Raw genomic sequence first — 16,049 nt, 5'->3', positions numbered from 1 at the left:
GTGAATCGTCCTGATTCGTTGCGTTGCCCTGCAAGGGTAGCTTTCGCTCGGTGGCTGTGTGGTTTAAATCACAGACTTTCTGCTGCCGGTTTTGACCTGGAGGTTGCGCTGAATGGGCCAGCGGCGGCGCTGGGTTGTCGAGGCGCGGGTTGGGGCCCGCGTCCGCACGCGGCCCGTGCCTGGCCGCAGCGGCTACGGGGAGGTTGGACGTCGTTCTTGGCGGCGGTGGGTGTGCAGCAGCAGGCCCATGGCGATCAGGCTGCTGGCGCCGGCGAGCAGCATGGCCAGGCGAAATCCGCTGCTCATGGCGCTGCTGTAGAGCTCGGCAAACAACCCGCAATGGCTGGGGAAATAGTGCTGGTTGACCGCTGCCCGGGCCATCGGCAAGGCGTCGGTAAAGCCGTTGGCCCGGGCCGACTCACTGAGCCGGCGTACCGCCTGGGCGCTCATCAGGCTACCCAGCAGGGCAATGCCCACGCTCATTCCGGTCTGGCGCAGGGCGTTCATGGTGGCCGAGGCGATCCCCGCGCGTTCCGCTGGCGCCGTGGCCATCACGCTGAGCCCGGTCGCCGGGACCGCCAGGCCCATGCCCAGGCCCAATACCGCAAACAGCGAGCCCACCCACCCGTAGGGCGTGTGGGCGTCGAAGCTGCTCATGGCGCACATCGACAGGCCAATCAGGCCATAGCCGATGATCATCAATTGCGGCACCGGCAGGCGCCCCGCCAGGCGGCCGAAAAGCATCGATACACAACCGGTGACGATAAATTGCGGGAGCATGCGCACCCCGGTTTCCGAGGCCGACCAGCCCTGGATCTGCTGCAGGAAAATCGAAAAGAAAAACAGGCTGCTGTAGCTGGAGAACCCCAGCATGAACGAGGCCAGGTTGGCCACGGCAAACGGGCCCTGGCGCAGCAGTTGCACCGGCACCAGAGGGCGTTTGACCCGGCGCTCCACCAGCACGAACAGCACCAGCATCACGCCAGCCAGGACCAGGGCCGTGAGGGCTGTGGGGCCGCTGAAGCCCTCATCGCCGGCGACGATCAGGCCATAGGTCAGCGCCCCCAGCCACAGCACGCTGAGCACCTGGCCGGCTGGATCGAGTGCTGCGTGCTCGGGGTGTTTGCGTTCGCTGATACCCCAGGTACCCAGGACGATGGCCAGCAAGCCGAGCGGCAGGTTGATCAGGAAAATGCTCGGCCAGCCCAGCGAGTCCAGCAGCACGCCGCCCACCAGCGGCCCCAGGATCAGGGCCATGGCAGTGAACGCCGACCAGCCGCCAATCACATGGGCGCGCTGCTTCGGGTCGGGGAAGGCATGGCTGAGAATCGGCATCGCCCCGGGGATCAGTAGCGCCCCGGCCAGCCCTTGCACTGCGCGCCCGGCCAGCAATTGCGGCAGGTCGCCGGCCCAGGCACAGAGTGCCGAGCCAATGCTGAACAACCCCACGCCGATCAGCCAGCAGCGCTTGTGACCGTAGCGATCGCCCAGGGGGCCGGCCGACAGCATGAAGGCCGACAGGCAGATGGCGTAGGCATTGACCACCCACTGCAACCCGGCAAGGTCGGTGTTCAGCGCGTGCTGCAAGGTCGGCAGGGCAACGTTGACGATGCTGATATCCAGTGTCGCGAGGAAGGTGCCGAGGTAGGCGGCGGCCACCAGGGCCGGGCGGCGATAACGCTGCATGAGACAACTCCCGGAGGGGGGAAGGGAAGTGATTGACGGCATCATAAGTATTCGACTGACCGTCGGTCAATGGATTATGAAGTGCGCTGCTGTCGCTAGCGCACGGCGATTCCCCTAAACTGTCGACCTTTGTCTGCCAGGCCGGACCCGCCGATGACCGTGAAACGCACCAGGGATGAACAGCAGGCGCCAGACCTGCCACGCCCCCGAACCAAACCTGCCGAAGTGCGCCTGGACGAACTGATGGCAGCCGCCGAAAGCCTGTTCCTGAGCCAGGGTGTGGAAGCCACCACCATCAGTGAAATCGTCGAGCGGGCCCAGGTCGCCAAGGGCACCTTCTATCACTACTTTGCTTCGAAGAACGAGATGCTGGTGGCCCTTGGCGAGCGCTACACCGCGCATTTTCTCCAGCGCCTGGAGCAGGCGGTCGAGGCCTGCGCCGCCGACGATTGGGTGGCACGCCTGTCGAGCTGGATCCGCGCAAGTGTCGACACGTACCTGGCGACCTACCGGATTCACGACATCGTCTACACCAACCATCACCACCATGACCGCGACAACCCGGACAAGGGCGCGATCCTCACCCAACTGCAGGGCATCCTTGAAGGTGGGCAGCAGGCCGGCACCTGGTCGCTGTCGCACCCCGGCATCGTGGCCTCGCTGATCTATGCCGGGGTGCACGGCGCCACTGACGATGTGATCGCCGCCCGTCAAGGTGACAGCCAGGCCCTGGCCGACGTCATCATCCAATCCTGCTTGCGCATGCTCGGTGTACCCAGGGCTTAGGCCCAGTCATTTTCTGTAAAAGGACTTACCTGCTCGATGAAAAAACGCACCCGCATTCTCTGCGCCGTGGTCGCTGTGTTCCTGGCGTTTCAGGGGTACTACGCCTTCTATTACGGCTACACCTATCAGAAGCCGGACTACAGCCCGAACAAGGCGTTCTACTACCAGAAGTACCGGCTGTTCAGCTGGAGCCGCTGGATCCCCAGCATCGGCATGCCCGGTGATGGCGCGCAGTCGTTGTACAACACCGGTGGCTATGTACGGGTGTTCAGGGCCGACGGGACTCTGGAGGGGCAGTTCTACAACAGTTGCGTGGCGATGACCGAGGTGCACTGGACGGGTGACTCGATTGTCGGGTTTGGCTGTGGTGAGAGTGACGACAACCTGGTGGAACTCTCGGCGGATGGCGGATGAGTCGTCATCGCGGCTTGCCCGATCGCCTTGAGAGGGCGAGCGGGTTCCGGGTCTGCCGAGCCGACTCGGGCGCGATGTCGAGTGTCGACGCCGGGGCCGTGCGCGAGGCTCGGCCCATGACCCTGGCGCAGGGGGCTTGAGATGGAGTTTGAATCGCTGTTCGCCGGCCTGGTGCAAGGGGCCTTCGACGCTGGCCCCAGATTGCTGAAGCTTGCCGCGCTGAGCCCGACACAGCTGCTTGCCCAGGGCTTTGATCGGGTGGGGGAACCCCTGGAGTTTCATCTTTACGAAAAGCCGGCGGTGCTCACCCGCAAGGGTCGTGAGCTGGGTGTGCTGTTGAAGGTCTACTTTGATGCCGAGCGCCGCCTTGGCCCCGGCCTGGAACTGGGCAAGGGCTTGCGCCTGACTTCGCTGCTGGCATGCTACCTACGGCTCAGGGGGCTGGAGCAACCGAACCAGGGCGCCCTGGAGTTTTATTTTGTTGATGATGAGCGCAGGGAAGGCGCGGTGATTATCGAGGGGAGCACCGTGGTCCGCTTCAGCCAGTGGGATCGAAGAGCCGGGTACCGGGTTGCAACCCTGGAGCGCAACTTTCCCGAGGCGGGGCCTTGCCAGGACCTGGCGACCTCTATGGTCAAGCGCACCCTGCACCCTTTGGCGCTGGAGTCGGTGCCCTCGCGTCGCACCGGCAACCCCGCCTTTGACCGCTTGCGTCGCGCCTGGCCCCCACCTCTGTAGCCGCTGCCGAGCCCGCGAGGCCGCCCTGGCCCTCTAAAACGCCGCAGAGTGTCAGGTGTTCGTAGGTTCTCGCACAGCTCAATCCTCCCCCAACAACTCAAATTGCGTGCTGCCCAGGCATTCGCCATTGACCAGGATGTGCACCCGGTGGCTGCCGGCGTAATGCCGGCGGGTGTTCAGTTCGCGGATGTGCTGGGCGCGGCTCAGGGTTTCGCGGGCATGGGCGGCGAGGGTCAGCGCCTTGAGCTTGAACACCTTGGCCGACGTGGCGCCCGAGGCCTTGACGTAATCGATGGCGTAGTCGACCACCAGCTTCTGGCTGGCGGCAGCCGTCGAGGCCAGGGTGAAGGACAGATTCACCCGCTCCCCCAGGCGAATGGTCGGCGGTTCGATCCGCAGGTCCAGCAGCTCGACCTCGGCCCGGGCACCGGCGCCGATGATTGCCAGGGCCCGGCGGTCGCCCTGCTTGATCAGGCTGCGCAGGGCATGCCGGGCAATCCACGCGGTGTGGCGGTTGTCCAGGGACCAGCCTTCGATCAGGTCCAGGACCCAGCTCGGGTGATCCTTGGTGATGTCATTGAGGTGGTTGGCCACCGATTTGCGCACGTACAGGCTGGGGTCGGCCTTGAGCGCGTCGAGGATCGGCGCGGCCAGCGTCGGGTCGGCCTGGATCTGCTCCAGGCGAAAGGACCAGGGCAGGCGCGGGCGGCTGCCTTCACTGGCCAGGCGCCGCACATGCTCATCCGGGTCCAGCGCCCACTGCTGCATCAACGCCAGGGTGCGCTGCGGGTCGCTGCGCAGAAAAGGCCGTATGGCAAATTCCGAGGAGCCGAACCCGGTGAAAAACTTCAGCGCCTGCATCGAGCGCTCGAAGGCATGGGTGCCATGACTGGCCACGTAGTGCGGCAGGAACATGCACACAAACCGGCTGTCCAGGCGCGGCGCCAGGGCTTCCAGCAACCCCAGGCTGGTTTCGTAGTCCAGCGCCAGCACGCTGTGCAGGCTGTCACTGACCCGGGCCAGGCGCTGCATCACCGATAACTCGGCCAGGCCCTGGCTCGCGTGCTTGAGAAACCCCCGGCGATCGAACCCCGGATACACCGCCAGCATTTCGTCGGCGATATGTTCCAGGCGTTGCTGGTTGAAGATTTCCTTCAGCGCAGGTGCGCTTTGCTCGGCGGTGGTCATCGGCAGATCCAGTCAGTGGCAGGGCGCGAACACTCTACAGCAGGGCCCTGACAGTTTATGTCAGGAGCCGCTGCCGGAGAGGATGTGGCGAGGGAGCGTGCTCCCGTTCGAGGGCGCAGCCCTCGCAAAACCCTGTGGCCCCTGATTCAACGCCAGGGCGCTTAACGCGGTGGCGGCAATGGGCTTTCGACCTGCTCGTCCAACTGGTCGGCGGCAAACAGCCGTGCCAGTTCATTGCGCGCCTCCTGGGCGGTCTGCAGTACCTTGGCCGCGTCGTCGTACACCGCGTGCTGGGCTTGCAGCACTTGTTCGTCGTGGCGGGTGAAACGCTGGATGCGCGAGTCGGCCTGGGCCTGGCTCAAGCCGAGGCCGACCAGGGTCCGCCGGCTCATTTCCAGGCTCGAATAATAGGTTTCGCGCACCGCTTCGGCGCCCAGGTCCACCAGCTTGTGCACGTGCTGGCGATTGCGGGCACGGGCGATGATTTTCATGTGCGGGTACAGCTTGCGCACCAGGGCGGCGGTCTGGATGTTGGTGTCCGGGTCATCGGTGGCGATCACGAAAAACTCGGCCTCGCCGACCTTGGCCGCATTGAGGATCTCGGGGCGCATCGGGTCGCCGTAGAACACCGGCATACCGCCGAAACTGCGGGTCAGTTCGATGGTTTCCACCGAAGTGTCGAGGGCCACGAACGGCACTTTCTGCGCCTTGAGAATCCGCGCCACAATTTGCCCCATGCGGCCCATGCCGGCGATCACCACCCGTGGCGCGTCGCTGTCGATGTCCCGCAGGTGCGCCGGCACTTCCACCGGCTTGCTCTTGGGCACCAGCAGGCGCGAGCAGGCCAGCAACAGCAGCGGGGTCATGGCCATCGACAAGGTGATGGTCAGCACCAGCAGGTCATACAGCCGCGCCTCGAACAGGCCCTGGTCACGGCCGATCTTGAACACCACGAACGCGAACTCGCCGCCCGCCGCCAGCACCACCCCCAGGCGCACCGCGCTCAAGCGCCCGAGCCCCCCGGCCAGGCGCCCGACCACGTACAGCAACGGCAGCTTGAGGCCGATCAGCAACAGGGTCAGCCCGAGCACCGCCAGCGGTGCGCTGAACAGCAGGCTGATATTGGCCCCCATGCCGACGCTGATGAAAAACAGCCCCAGCAGCAAGCCTTTGAACGGTTCGATCTGGGCTTCCAGTTCGTGGCGGTATTCCGAGTCGGCCAGCAGCAGGCCGGCGAGGAACGCGCCCAGGGCCATGGACACCCCGGCCAGGTCCATCAGCCAGGCGGTGCCGATGACCACCAGCAGCGCGGTGGCGGTGGATACCTCGGGCAGCCCGGTGGCGGCCACCACGCGAAACACCGGGCGCAGCAGATAACGCCCGCCAACCACCACAACTGCAATGCTGCCCAGCACCTGCAGGCCGTGGGTGATGTCCTGGGCGGTGCTGGTGTGGTGATCGCCGCCGGCCAGGGCCGGTACCAGGGCGATCAGCGGGATGGCGGCAATGTCCTGGAACAGCAGAATGGCAAACGCCAGGCGCCCGTGGGGGCTGTTGAGTTCCTTGCGTTCGGCCAGGCTTTGCAGGCCGAAGGCGGTGGAGGACAACGCCAGCCCCAGGCCGAGGACGATGGCGCTGTTCAGGGGGTGGCCGAACACCAGCAGGGCCATGCTGCCGATCACCACCCCGGTCAGCAGCACCTGGGCCAGGCCGACGCCGAACACCGCCTTGCGCATCACCCATAGCCGTCGCGGCGACAGCTCCAGGCCAATGATGAACAGCAGCAGCACCACCCCGAGTTCGGAAATGTGGCTGACGCTCTGCGGGTTGCCGATCAGCCCCAGCACCGACGGGCCGATGATCACCCCGGCAAACAGATAGCCCAGGACCGCCCCCAGTTGCAGGCGCTTGGCCAGGGGCACGGTCAGCACCGCCGCGAACAGAAACACGACGGCGGCTTGTAACAGGTTGCCTTCATGGGGCATGGGCTTACTCCGGGGGATGGGCAGCGCTGGTTGACCTTGGCCAGCAGGGCGCGACCCAGGATAGGGGGATAAGGTTACGACCGATCGATGGCCGCTGGCGTCACAACTGGCTGCGCCAGGTACTGGTAAATTCTGCGGCCGCCGGCGGCAGGCGGTTCAGCAGGGCCACCGCGTTGTCGCCCTGGTTGTAATAGACCAGGAAGTCGCCGTGTTCAAAGCAGACCATGAAGCCGCTGAGAATGCTTGTGTCCAGGTGCGGCCATGTATCGAACAGCGCGGCGACATCGGTGATCAGTTGACCCGCCAGATGGCCGGCGTCGAGGGTGGCCAGCAGGTCTTCGGCGCGCCATTCGCAGCGTTGCCCCGGCTCCAGCTCGAAGGCGGGCGTCAGGTGCAGGGGCTGGTGGTCGGTGCCGACGCTTTCGCCGTCGCTGAGCAGGAACATCGACAGCAGGCTGGCATCGCTGCAGCGCCATTGCAGGTCGCCGCAGTCATCCATGACCCGCTCGCCGGCAAAAAAATAGCGCTCGTTGTCCAGCCCGGCCAGGCGCTTGCCGATCAGGCTGCGCAGTCGTTGCAGGTCGAGGGCCTGGCGTTCGGCACCGGAGGTGCGGCAGTGTTGGCCGCTCACGCCGTGGCCTGGGGGGCAGCGGCAGTATGGGGCGCCGGGGCCTGGGCGAGCAGGGGTGGCATCGGGCAATCCAGCAGGTCGGCCACCGCGCGCATCAGCTCGGCTTCGGCCACTGTCACTTCGCCGTCGTATCCGATGCAGCGGGCCATGGCGCCGAGCAGCGTCGGGCGTTGTTCCAGTGTCAGCTGGCGCAGGCGGAGCAGGGCCTGGTCCAGGTGTTCAAGGTCGGTTTCAGTTGCTTGCGGGCGCTCGAATGGCAGCTCGGCCCAGGCACAGGTCAGGGCCAGGCGTGCCTGCTCCGGGTCGGCCTGGCCGGCGTTGGCCAGGGCCCCGAGCAATACCGCCAGTTCAGCGCTGCACTGGGCCAGGGTCCATTTGGACTCGGCGGCCGGCAGGCCTTCGACATTGCGCTGCACGATGCGCAACAGGGTCCACTCCAGCAGCTCGACCTTGTCGTCAGCCTCGATCAGGTGCCGGAGGTTGTCCATGAAGACCTGCAGTGCGCCCTTGTCCAGTTGCTTGAGGGCCGGGATGACCAGGTCCAGCAATGGCAGGCGCAGGCCCGGATCAAGCTGCTCCAGAGCCGGGCTCAGGGAGTCGACGGCGCCCCGTAGCACAGCGTCGGTGCTGCCGGCCAGCTGTTGCCGTTGCAGGTCGCGGACCGTTGCGATTGGCGACAGCAGCAGGCCGTAGACCAGGGCCTGGGCCCCGGTGCTGCTGCGGGCGCTGTCCTTGAGCCGTGGGTCGAGGCTGGCCAGGGTCTGTTGCGCCGCGTGCAGGTGGCCCTGTTGCGGCGCGCCGATGGTGGCAATCGAGGCCTGCACGGCGGCCAGGTCAAACACCAGTGCCGCCGGCGCAGGGGCGACGCTGGGCAGGGAGCTGAGCACTTCGGAAAAATCGAGATCGCTGCTGCCGCTGGCGGCGGGCAGCTCGACCAGGGCCACGCTGGGGAAGTTGCCGTCCCAGCTCGGCTCGATCCGGCGAATGCGTTCGCCCAGGGGTGGGTGGGTCGCCGAGCCACCGCTGGCGGATAGCGTCGCGCCTTCGCTGAAGTAGAGATGGCTGAATTCGGCGGCGTGGGCGGCGTCCAGTTTGGAGCTGGCGGAGTAGCCGCCGATCTTTTTCAGGGCGCCGAGGATGCCGGTCGGGTTGCGGGTGAACTGCACCGCCGAGGCGTCGGCGAGGAACTCGCGTTCGCGGCTGATGGCGCCCTTGATCCGATTGCCGAAAAACGTGCCCACCGACCCCAGCAGGACCAGGGCCATGCCGATAAACAATCCCACGGTCCCCGCCTGGCTGCGCCCGGACTTGCTATTGAGAGCGCTGGAGCCGCTGGCAATCACATTGCCCACCAGGCCGATCACCAGGATGCCGTGGACGATCGCCACCAGCCGGGTATTGAGGCGCATGTCGCCGTTATAGATGTGGCTGAATTCATGGGCGATGACCCCCTGCAGTTCATCGCGGTTGAGGACCATGATCGCCCCGTGGGTGACCCCGACCACAGCGTCCTGGGGCGTGAGCCCGGCGGCGAAGGCGTTGATCCCGGCATCCGGCAGCACGTACACCTGGGGCACTGCGGTGCCGGACGCCAGGGCCATTTCTTCGACCACGTTAAGCAGTCGCTGCTCCTCCAGCCCCCGGGGTTCGAGGTTGATCAAGCGGCCGCCGAGCCGCTCGGCCACCACCTTGCCGCCGGCGCGCAATTGCGCGTGCTTGCTCAGGCTGGCACCGATGACCACCACCAGTACCAGAGCGGCGATGCTCGGCACCATTTGCCAGTTGATGCCCGCCTCGATTTTCATTTCCTGCTGGAGCTGCTGCATACCCACGATCAGCACCACGCTGGTGACGGCGATCAGCGAGATCACCGCCAGGGTCATCAGCACTACCAGCTGCAGGGTGCGCCGTTTGGCACGGGCCTGGTGTTCAAAAAAATTCATCGGACCGTCCGTGGTGAAAGCGGGTTAGAACGCAACCTTGGGCGCTTGCTGGATCGCCGCGCTGTCGGCGAATTCCAGCAGGCTGGCGTCGCTGCCATGGCCCAGGACCCCGGCCAGCAGTACTGGCGGAAAGCTCTGGCGATAGCTGTTGTAGGCCATGACCGAGTCGTTGTAGGCCTGGCGAGCGAAGGCCAGTTTGTTTTCGGTGCTGCTCAGCTCTTCGCTCAATTGCTGCATGTTCTGCGAGGCCTTGAGGTCCGGGTAGGCTTCCATGGTCACGTTCAGGCGGCCCATGGCGCTGGTCAGGGCCCCTTCGGCCTGGCCCAGTTGCGCCATGCTCTGGGCGCTGCCCGGTTGCGCCGCGACCGCCTTGAGGCCGGCGAGGGCGGTGTTGCGCGCGGCGATCACCGCTTCGAGGGTTTCGCGCTCGTGCTGGAGATAGCCCTTGGCGGTTTCCACCAGGTTGGGAATCAGGTCATAGCGGCGCTTGAGCTGGACTTCGATCTGGGCGAAGGCGTTCTGATAGCGATTGCGGCGGTTGACCAGGGTGTTGTAGATGCTGATGGCACCAATCACCAGCACGGCCAGAATGGCCAAGGCGACGAGGGTGGAAATAGCCATGGTGATGTCCTTATCCAGGTGGTTTTTGTGGGGCGCATGGTAACCGAATTTTTTCTCTTCACGCGCCGCGTTGGTCGCCTGGGGATCGCTTTTTTGCCGTCGGAGCGCTGGCCCCGACGTCCATCGGCAAGGGCTGTGAATGATTTCCCCGCGCCGCGGTCCGACCCAGGGTATGCCTTGAATTCTGGAGTGCCTCATGAGCGTCAAACCACTGATTGCCTGCCTGTCCCTGACCGCCTGCCTGTCTGCCATGGTGCCCCTGGCCCAGGCCCAGGAGGCCGCCGATAAAAGCGTGTCCTCGACCTTCAACGGGCGCGAGCTGGTGGTCGGCGACCGTGCCCCGGACTTGTATCAGCGTGAGGTTTCGGCCATCCACGACTGGAAGAAAAAAGGCCTGAAGGCACCGCAGGAGCAAAGCCAGTGGGTGCAGATCAAGGACCAGTACGTGCTGGTGGAAATCACCAGCGGCAAGATCCTCGACATGGCGCCGGTCAAGCGCTGAGGCACTGGCCGGACGTCGCCAGCGCGTCGCGGGGTTTGCCAAGCGCGAGCAATTCTGCGAAAACCCTGCGCGCATTCCCCGGCGGCGGGGAGCGTTGAACGAGGGGCAATGATGAACGAGCAGATGAGCGACCAATTACAGGTGATCGATACCCAGTTGGGCGACGGCAAGGCCGTGGTCAAGGGGGCGTTGATCACTACCCAGTACCGGGGCTTTCTGGAAGATGGCACGAGCTTCGATTCCTCCTACGAGCGCGGCAAGCCATTCCAGTGCGTGATTGGTACCGGGCGGGTAATCAAGGGCTGGGACCAGGGCCTGATGGGGATGAAAGTCGGCGGCCAGCGCAAGCTGCTGGTACCGGCGCACCTGGCCTACGGTGAACGCTCCATGGGGGCCCATATCAAGCCCCATTCCAATCTGATCTTCGAGATCGAATTGCTGGAAGTGCTGACCCGCGACGACTGATCCGACCCGCAGTTACCTCCACTCCGTGGCCCGGGCGGCTATTGCCCGTGGGCCACCCTGCCATTGCCGTGCTGCTCTATAACGGGCAGGCGTTGCCACCCATCCAAATGTTTGGCGGCATGCTTGCCAGGCTGGCCGGCCAGGGGTGAAGATGCTTGCCACATAGGGGTAGGGGGTATAGGTATGTCGCACACGCATGCACAGAAAGATGAACTGCTGAAACGGGTCCGGCGCATTCTCGGGCAGGTCCAGGCCGTGGAACGGGCGCTGGAGTCCGGCGCCGAATGCGCCAAGACCCTGCACCTGGTGGCCGCGACCCGTGGCGCCATCAATGGGTTGATGGGCGAGATCATCGAGGCCCATGCCCTGGAGCATGTGGCCAACCCCGAGCTCAGCGATGCAGAGCGGGCCAAGGGCGTCGACGAGTTGCTCGAAGCCATCCGCCGCTATTCCTGACAGGGGACTCCCGCATGAGCATTGCAGCCCAAGCCCGGCATTTTTCTCATCCTCACCTGTTTCTCGGCGCCGGCCACGACGATAACGCGCGCCGAACCCTGTGGGTGGTGGCGCTGACCCTGGTGATGATGGTCGGCGAAATTGCCGCCGGCTATATCACCGGCTCCATGGCCCTGTTGGCCGATGGCCTGCACATGGCGACCCACGCCGGCGCCCTGGGCATTGCGGCGGCGGCCTACGGCTATGCCCGACGCCATGCAGGCAGCGCGCGTTTCAGTTTCGGCACCGGCAAGGTCGGCGACCTCGCGGGCTTTGCCTCGGCGATGATCCTGGGCCTGGTGGCGCTGGGCATTGCTGCCGAGTCGCTGCTGCGCCTGTTCCAGCCGACCCAGGTGGCCTTTACCGAGGCCACACTGATTGCGGTGGCGGGGCTGGCGGTGAATATCCTCAGCGCCTGGCTGCTGGGCGGCCATCACACCCATCATGGGCATGGGCAGCATGCGGAGCACGGACACGGGCATGAACATGCCCATGACCATCCCCATGAACACGCCCACGCCCATCACGACAACAACCTGCGTTCGGCCTATGTGCATGTGCTGGCCGATGCCCTGACTTCGGTGCTGGCGATTGCCGCGTTGCTTGCGGGGCGTTACCTGGGTTGGGTCTGGCTTGACCCGCTGATGGGCCTCGTCGGCGCGGTGGTGATCGCCCGCTGGGCCTACAGCCTGATGAAGACCAGCGCCGCCGTGCTGCTCGACGCCAGCGACGAGCAGGTGGCCGCAGAGATTCGGCAATTGGTGGAGTCGAGTGGGGACGCCAGCATCACCGATTTGCATGTGTGGCAGGTCGGGCCCCAGGCGCGGGCGGCCATTGTCAGCGTCCTGGCCCAGCCGTCGCTGAGTGCCGAGGCGTTGCGCCAGCGCCTGGCCGCGGTGCACGAGTTGGCGCACCTGACCCTGGAGTACCGCAGCCTGTAATCGCGCCCGGCGCCCTCAGGCATTGTCGGGCGCCAACAGCCCGTGGGCCGAGTAGGCGATCCCGCTCAGCGCCACCACCAGCAGCACCAGGCTGGAAGCCCAGGTCACGGCCCGCTGGTACTTGAGCGTGAGGGCGTGGCGCGAAAGCAGGATATAGCCCGCCAGCACCGCGAAATCGATCACCACCCACAGCCCGATCAGCACGCTCACGCTGGTGCTGAACGACGGGCTGACCTGGATGAACCGGGGAAAGAACGAGACAAAGAACAGGATGTCCTTGGGGTTGGAAACCCCCACGAGAAAACCTTGCAGCAGATTCCCGCCTGCCCGCTGCGGCCGTGATCCCTCGGGGCTGGCGGAGCGCTCTGGCGCCCGCAGGCTGCGCAGCCCCTGCCATGCCAGGTAACCGATAAAACAGCAGCCCAGCAGGCTCACCCAGTTGAGCAGGGACGGCGCCAGCTTCAGGCTGCCGCCTAGAATCAGCACCGCCACCAGGGCCAGCAGCAACGACGCAGCGTTGGTGCCCAGGGCGGTCAGCACGGCGCGCCGTGGACCGGCCCGCAGGCTGGTGTTGACGATCAGCGCCACCACCGGCCCCGGTGTCGCCACCAGCAGCAGCACGCTGAATACATAAAGCCCCACCAGGGAAAGTTGGAGTTGCACGAACGGTCCGCCTTGTAACGAGTGAGAGGTGCATCGAACGGCCGATGCGTCATGGTCCGGCACAGCTTGACCGGCTGACGGCGGGTTTAAAAACCGATAAAGCTGTAACCTTGCATGAGTATTTATCATTGTCGGAGCCGCTGATGGCCGAACGTATTCCTCCGCTTTATGCCCTGCGCGCCTTTGAGGTGGCGGCCCGGACCTGCTCCTTTACCCAGGCCGGGGCCGAGTTGGCACTGACCCAGAGCGCGATCAGCCGCCATATCCGCACCCTGGAAAGCGCCCTCGATTGCCGCCTGTTCGAGCGCAAGGGACCCAAGGTGACGCTCACCGATGCCGGCCAGCGCCTGGCCCAGGAACTCAAGGTGGGCTTTCGGATTATCGAAGAGGCCTGCCTGCCGTTTCGCGGCAACGCCCTGCAACTGCGGCTCAAGGCGCCGTCGACCCTGACCATGCGCTGGTTGTTGCGCGCCCTGGAGACCCTCAGGCAGGCCGAGCCCGAACTGGAGGTGCAACTGGCCAGTGTGTGGATGGATGTGGACGCTGTGGATTTCCAGGCCGAGCCCTACGATTGCGCGATTTTGCTGGGCAACGGGCAGTTCGGCGCCGGGGTCGAGGGCTGCAAGCTGTTCGATGAATGGCTGATCCCGATCTGCGCCCCCGAAGCCGCGCCGACCACGCCCTGGAACCTGCAGCGCTTGCAGGAAGCGCAATTGATCCACCCCTCGCCAGACCGCCGCGATTGGCGGCGCTGGCTCGCAGCGCAAGGGTGGCTGGAGCAGGTACGGCTGGATCGCGGCAAGGTATTCGACACCCTCGATCAGGGCATCAGCGCGGCCATGCGCGGCCACGGGGTATCGATCGGTGACCTGCACCTGGTGGCCGACGACATTCGTGACGGCCAGGTCGGCTTGCCATTCGACAGCGCTGTGGCCTCGGGGGACGGTTATTACCTGGTCTGGCCCAAGGCCGGCCCGCGCCGGGAGAAAATCCTCCGCCTGCGGGATTTCCTGATCGGCGACCTGCCAAGTCTCGCCGGCATCGACCTCAATTACCTGCCCCCGGTGTAGGCGCAGTGCGCGCCTGGCGCCGGATCAGACCGTGGCGGGTGGCTGGCGCAGCATGACCCAGTCGCGGTGTAGGTCGGCGCCGCATTGGAAGGTGGTTTCACCGACGTTGATAAAGCCATTGCGCTGGTAGAAACGGATCGCCCGTGCGTTGGCTTCGCTGACCGTCAGCCGAATGGGCTGGGTGAGCGATTCCAGCGTCTGTTGCAACAGGTACTGGGCGCCGCCGCTGCCGTGAAAATCCGCCGCCAGGTAGCAGCGGGTCAACTCTGGCACCTGGTCTGCCTCGGCGATACCCAGGGCCTGCGGACTCAGTTTGACCAGGCTGTAGCCGATGACCTGGCCCTGGTGCACCAACACCCGCAGCTGTTGCTCCGGGTCATCCAGGGCCGCATTGAAATGCTCTACCTGCAACTGGTCCTGGATAAAGGCCGTGATCTCCGCGGGCGGCGTATTGGCCGGGCAGGCCAGGGCAAAGGTCTGGGCGGCGATCTGGCTGATGCGCGGGCTGTCGGCGTAAAGCGCGTCGCGAACCTGAAAGGGCATGGGGCCTGTCCTCCTTGAGGGTTAGTCGATGGCAGCGGCCCATCATAAACAGGCCACCCCGACAGAATGGGCTGAAAGTGCATTTTTTCAGCCGATTTGCGCACATCCCAGACCAATGTTCGACAGGATCCGCCGCTAGGCCGTGGAGCTTCTATCTGCCTGGAAGTGCGCTCATGACCCGTTCCTCGGCAGACACCGTTGCAGCCAGACCTCATCCTCCCCCCAGCGCTCTCAGTGGGGGGCTGCAACTGCGGCTACGGAAACCGCGCCTTGCTACTATCCACTTCCCGATGCCGATCACCCTTCGTTCCGGAGCGAACCATGAGTGCGCAACAACACGACAGCGCGGTATCCCAGGTGGCCGCAGCCATCGCCGAACCGGCACGCACCAAAATGCTCTGTGCGCTGATGGATGGCCATGCCCGTACCAGCACCGAGTTGGCGGCACTGGCCGATGTCAGCGCCTCCACCGCCAGCGCGCACCTGGGCAAGCTCAAGGAGCTGTCGCTGGTACGCCTGCAAGTGCAGGGCCGCCACCGTTACTACAGCCTGGCCGACCCGCGCGTGGCCCAGGCCCTGGAAGCCCTGATGGTGATCGGTCACAACAGCGCTCCGCGCTTCAGCCCGCGCACCCCGGACCGCCTGCAATTTGCCCGCACCTGCTACGACCACATGGCCGGCACCCTGGCTGTGCTGCTGCATGATCGGATGTGCGAAGCCGGTTGGTTGCAGGAGTTGCAAGACAGCGCGCGGCAGTACCACCTAAGCGCGTCCGGCGAGGCGTTCTTTGCGGGGCTGGGGATCGAGGTCGAAGGGCTCAAGACCTTGCGCCGACGCTTTGCCTGCCCGTGCCTGGACTGGAGCATGCGCCGCCCGCACCTGGGTGGGGCCCTGGGCGCGGCCTTGTTGCAACACGCACTGCAATGTCAGTGGCTGAGCCAGGACCTGGACAGCCGCGCCCTGACCCTGACTACCAAGGGGCGCAAGCAGCTGTCGACACGCTTCGCCCTGCAACTGCCCGAGGCGGGCTTGGCCTTGTCGGAAATGCACGGCGAATCGCCGACGAGGCCATGAAGCGCCAGCGGGCGGTCCCTGGTGCGATAACCAGGGGCCGCTCCCATCATCCGTTCATTGTCTTCCCGACCAGGGTGAGTTTCAGACTCCCCTTATAGCCCCCCGCGTGTTCTCCCTCCTAAATTCCCGCACTCGAGAAAACCCTGCGCCCCGGGCGTCCAGCACGGCATCGCCCAAGCCTATGACGACGCGGCCTGGACCCACATCGCGACCTCCCTGCCCCGCGCGGAGAACTACTCATGAGCACCAGCACCGCCCTCGGCATTGCCATCAATGAAGCCGCGCCCAATCCCACCGGGGCCTG

17 protein-coding genes are annotated in these 16,049 nt (G+C 65.3%); 9 read left to right on the top strand and 8 right to left on the bottom strand.

Features of this window, described 5'->3' with window-relative positions; all coding sequences use genetic code 11:
* Positions 1-192 precede the first annotated feature (192 nt).
* Positions 193-1,686 carry an MFS transporter gene (locus MF4836_RS24965; protein WP_178102987.1) on the bottom strand — a complete coding sequence of 498 codons (1,494 nt, stop codon included), beginning with the start codon at positions 1,684-1,686 and terminating at the stop codon, positions 193-195.
* Positions 1,687-1,839: 153 nt separating this feature from the next.
* Between MF4836_RS24965 and MF4836_RS24960 the strand changes: the two genes are divergently transcribed.
* The 3 genes from MF4836_RS24960 (at position 1,840) to MF4836_RS24950 (ending at position 3,624) form a co-directional block, all read left to right on the top strand.
* Positions 1,840-2,472, top strand: coding sequence for a TetR/AcrR family transcriptional regulator (locus MF4836_RS24960; RefSeq protein ID WP_078472527.1), 633 nt, complete (start codon positions 1,840-1,842; stop codon positions 2,470-2,472).
* Positions 2,473-2,508: 36 nt separating this feature from the next.
* On the top strand, positions 2,509-2,886 hold the full coding sequence (locus MF4836_RS24955) for a hypothetical protein (RefSeq protein ID WP_078472526.1): 378 nt from the start codon (positions 2,509-2,511) through the stop codon (positions 2,884-2,886).
* 141 nt (positions 2,887-3,027) lie between these two features.
* Complete coding sequence (locus MF4836_RS24950) at positions 3,028-3,624, top strand: hypothetical protein (RefSeq protein WP_078472525.1); 597 nt, start codon at positions 3,028-3,030, stop codon at positions 3,622-3,624.
* 78 nt (positions 3,625-3,702) lie between these two features.
* On the opposite strand, the gene MF4836_RS24945 is transcribed toward MF4836_RS24950, so the two are convergent.
* From MF4836_RS24945 to MF4836_RS24925, 5 genes are all read right to left on the bottom strand, one after another.
* A complete protein-coding gene (locus MF4836_RS24945) occupies positions 3,703-4,812 on the bottom strand; it encodes a DNA alkylation repair protein (protein WP_078472524.1) in 1,110 nt (369 codons plus the stop codon).
* 161 nt (positions 4,813-4,973) lie between these two features.
* Positions 4,974-6,797, bottom strand: coding sequence for a monovalent cation:proton antiporter-2 (CPA2) family protein (locus tag MF4836_RS24940; protein ID WP_078472523.1), 1,824 nt, complete (start codon positions 6,795-6,797; stop codon positions 4,974-4,976).
* A gap of 100 nt (positions 6,798-6,897) precedes the next feature.
* Complete coding sequence (locus tag MF4836_RS24935) at positions 6,898-7,428, bottom strand: hypothetical protein (protein ID WP_078472522.1); 531 nt, start codon at positions 7,426-7,428, stop codon at positions 6,898-6,900.
* Positions 7,425-9,371, bottom strand: coding sequence for a M48 family metallopeptidase (locus tag MF4836_RS24930; RefSeq protein ID WP_078472521.1), 1,947 nt, complete (start codon positions 9,369-9,371; stop codon positions 7,425-7,427). Before MF4836_RS24930 ends, MF4836_RS24935 begins: the two co-directional genes overlap by 4 nt.
* A gap of 24 nt (positions 9,372-9,395) precedes the next feature.
* A complete protein-coding gene (locus MF4836_RS24925; protein WP_020298791.1) occupies positions 9,396-9,992 on the bottom strand; it encodes a LemA family protein in 597 nt (198 codons plus the stop codon).
* Between the two features lie 196 nt (positions 9,993-10,188).
* Here MF4836_RS24925 and MF4836_RS24920 point away from each other — a divergent pair, with 196 nt between their 5' ends.
* From MF4836_RS24920 to dmeF, 4 genes are all read left to right on the top strand, one after another.
* Positions 10,189-10,494, top strand: coding sequence for an RcnB family protein (locus tag MF4836_RS24920; RefSeq protein WP_078472520.1), 306 nt, complete (start codon positions 10,189-10,191; stop codon positions 10,492-10,494).
* A gap of 123 nt (positions 10,495-10,617) precedes the next feature.
* A complete protein-coding gene (locus tag MF4836_RS24915) occupies positions 10,618-10,959 on the top strand; it encodes an FKBP-type peptidyl-prolyl cis-trans isomerase (RefSeq protein ID WP_078472728.1) in 342 nt (113 codons plus the stop codon).
* A 183-nt stretch (positions 10,960-11,142) separates the two neighbouring features.
* A complete protein-coding gene (locus tag MF4836_RS24910; RefSeq protein WP_020298789.1) occupies positions 11,143-11,415 on the top strand; it encodes a metal/formaldehyde-sensitive transcriptional repressor in 273 nt (90 codons plus the stop codon).
* 14 nt (positions 11,416-11,429) lie between these two features.
* Positions 11,430-12,395, top strand: a complete 966-nt coding sequence (gene dmeF, locus MF4836_RS24905) for a CDF family Co(II)/Ni(II) efflux transporter DmeF (protein ID WP_078472519.1) — start codon at positions 11,430-11,432, stop codon at positions 12,393-12,395.
* 15 nt (positions 12,396-12,410) lie between these two features.
* Here dmeF and MF4836_RS24900 read toward each other — a convergent pair whose 3' ends face one another.
* Positions 12,411-13,058, bottom strand: coding sequence for a LysE family translocator (locus MF4836_RS24900; RefSeq protein WP_078472518.1), 648 nt, complete (start codon positions 13,056-13,058; stop codon positions 12,411-12,413).
* Between the two features lie 143 nt (positions 13,059-13,201).
* On the opposite strand from MF4836_RS24900, the gene MF4836_RS24895 reads away from it, so the two are divergent.
* Entirely contained in the window at positions 13,202-14,128 is a 927-nt protein-coding gene (locus MF4836_RS24895; RefSeq protein WP_078472727.1) for a LysR substrate-binding domain-containing protein, read from the top strand.
* 24 nt (positions 14,129-14,152) lie between these two features.
* On the opposite strand, the gene MF4836_RS24890 is transcribed toward MF4836_RS24895, so the two are convergent.
* Entirely contained in the window at positions 14,153-14,671 is a 519-nt protein-coding gene (locus MF4836_RS24890; RefSeq protein ID WP_078472517.1) for a GNAT family N-acetyltransferase, read from the bottom strand.
* A 321-nt stretch (positions 14,672-14,992) separates the two neighbouring features.
* Here MF4836_RS24890 and MF4836_RS24885 point away from each other — a divergent pair, with 321 nt between their 5' ends.
* On the top strand, positions 14,993-15,745 hold the full coding sequence (locus tag MF4836_RS24885) for an ArsR/SmtB family transcription factor (protein ID WP_078472516.1): 753 nt from the start codon (positions 14,993-14,995) through the stop codon (positions 15,743-15,745).
* Positions 15,746-16,049 lie beyond the last annotated feature (304 nt).

The sequence above is a fragment of the Pseudomonas sp. MF4836 genome (assembly GCF_002018875.1).
Taxonomy (GTDB): Bacteria; Pseudomonadota; Gammaproteobacteria; order Pseudomonadales; family Pseudomonadaceae; genus Aquipseudomonas.
The sequence above is the reverse complement of the archived record's forward strand: the minus strand, read 5'-3'. Positions and strand labels throughout refer to the sequence as shown.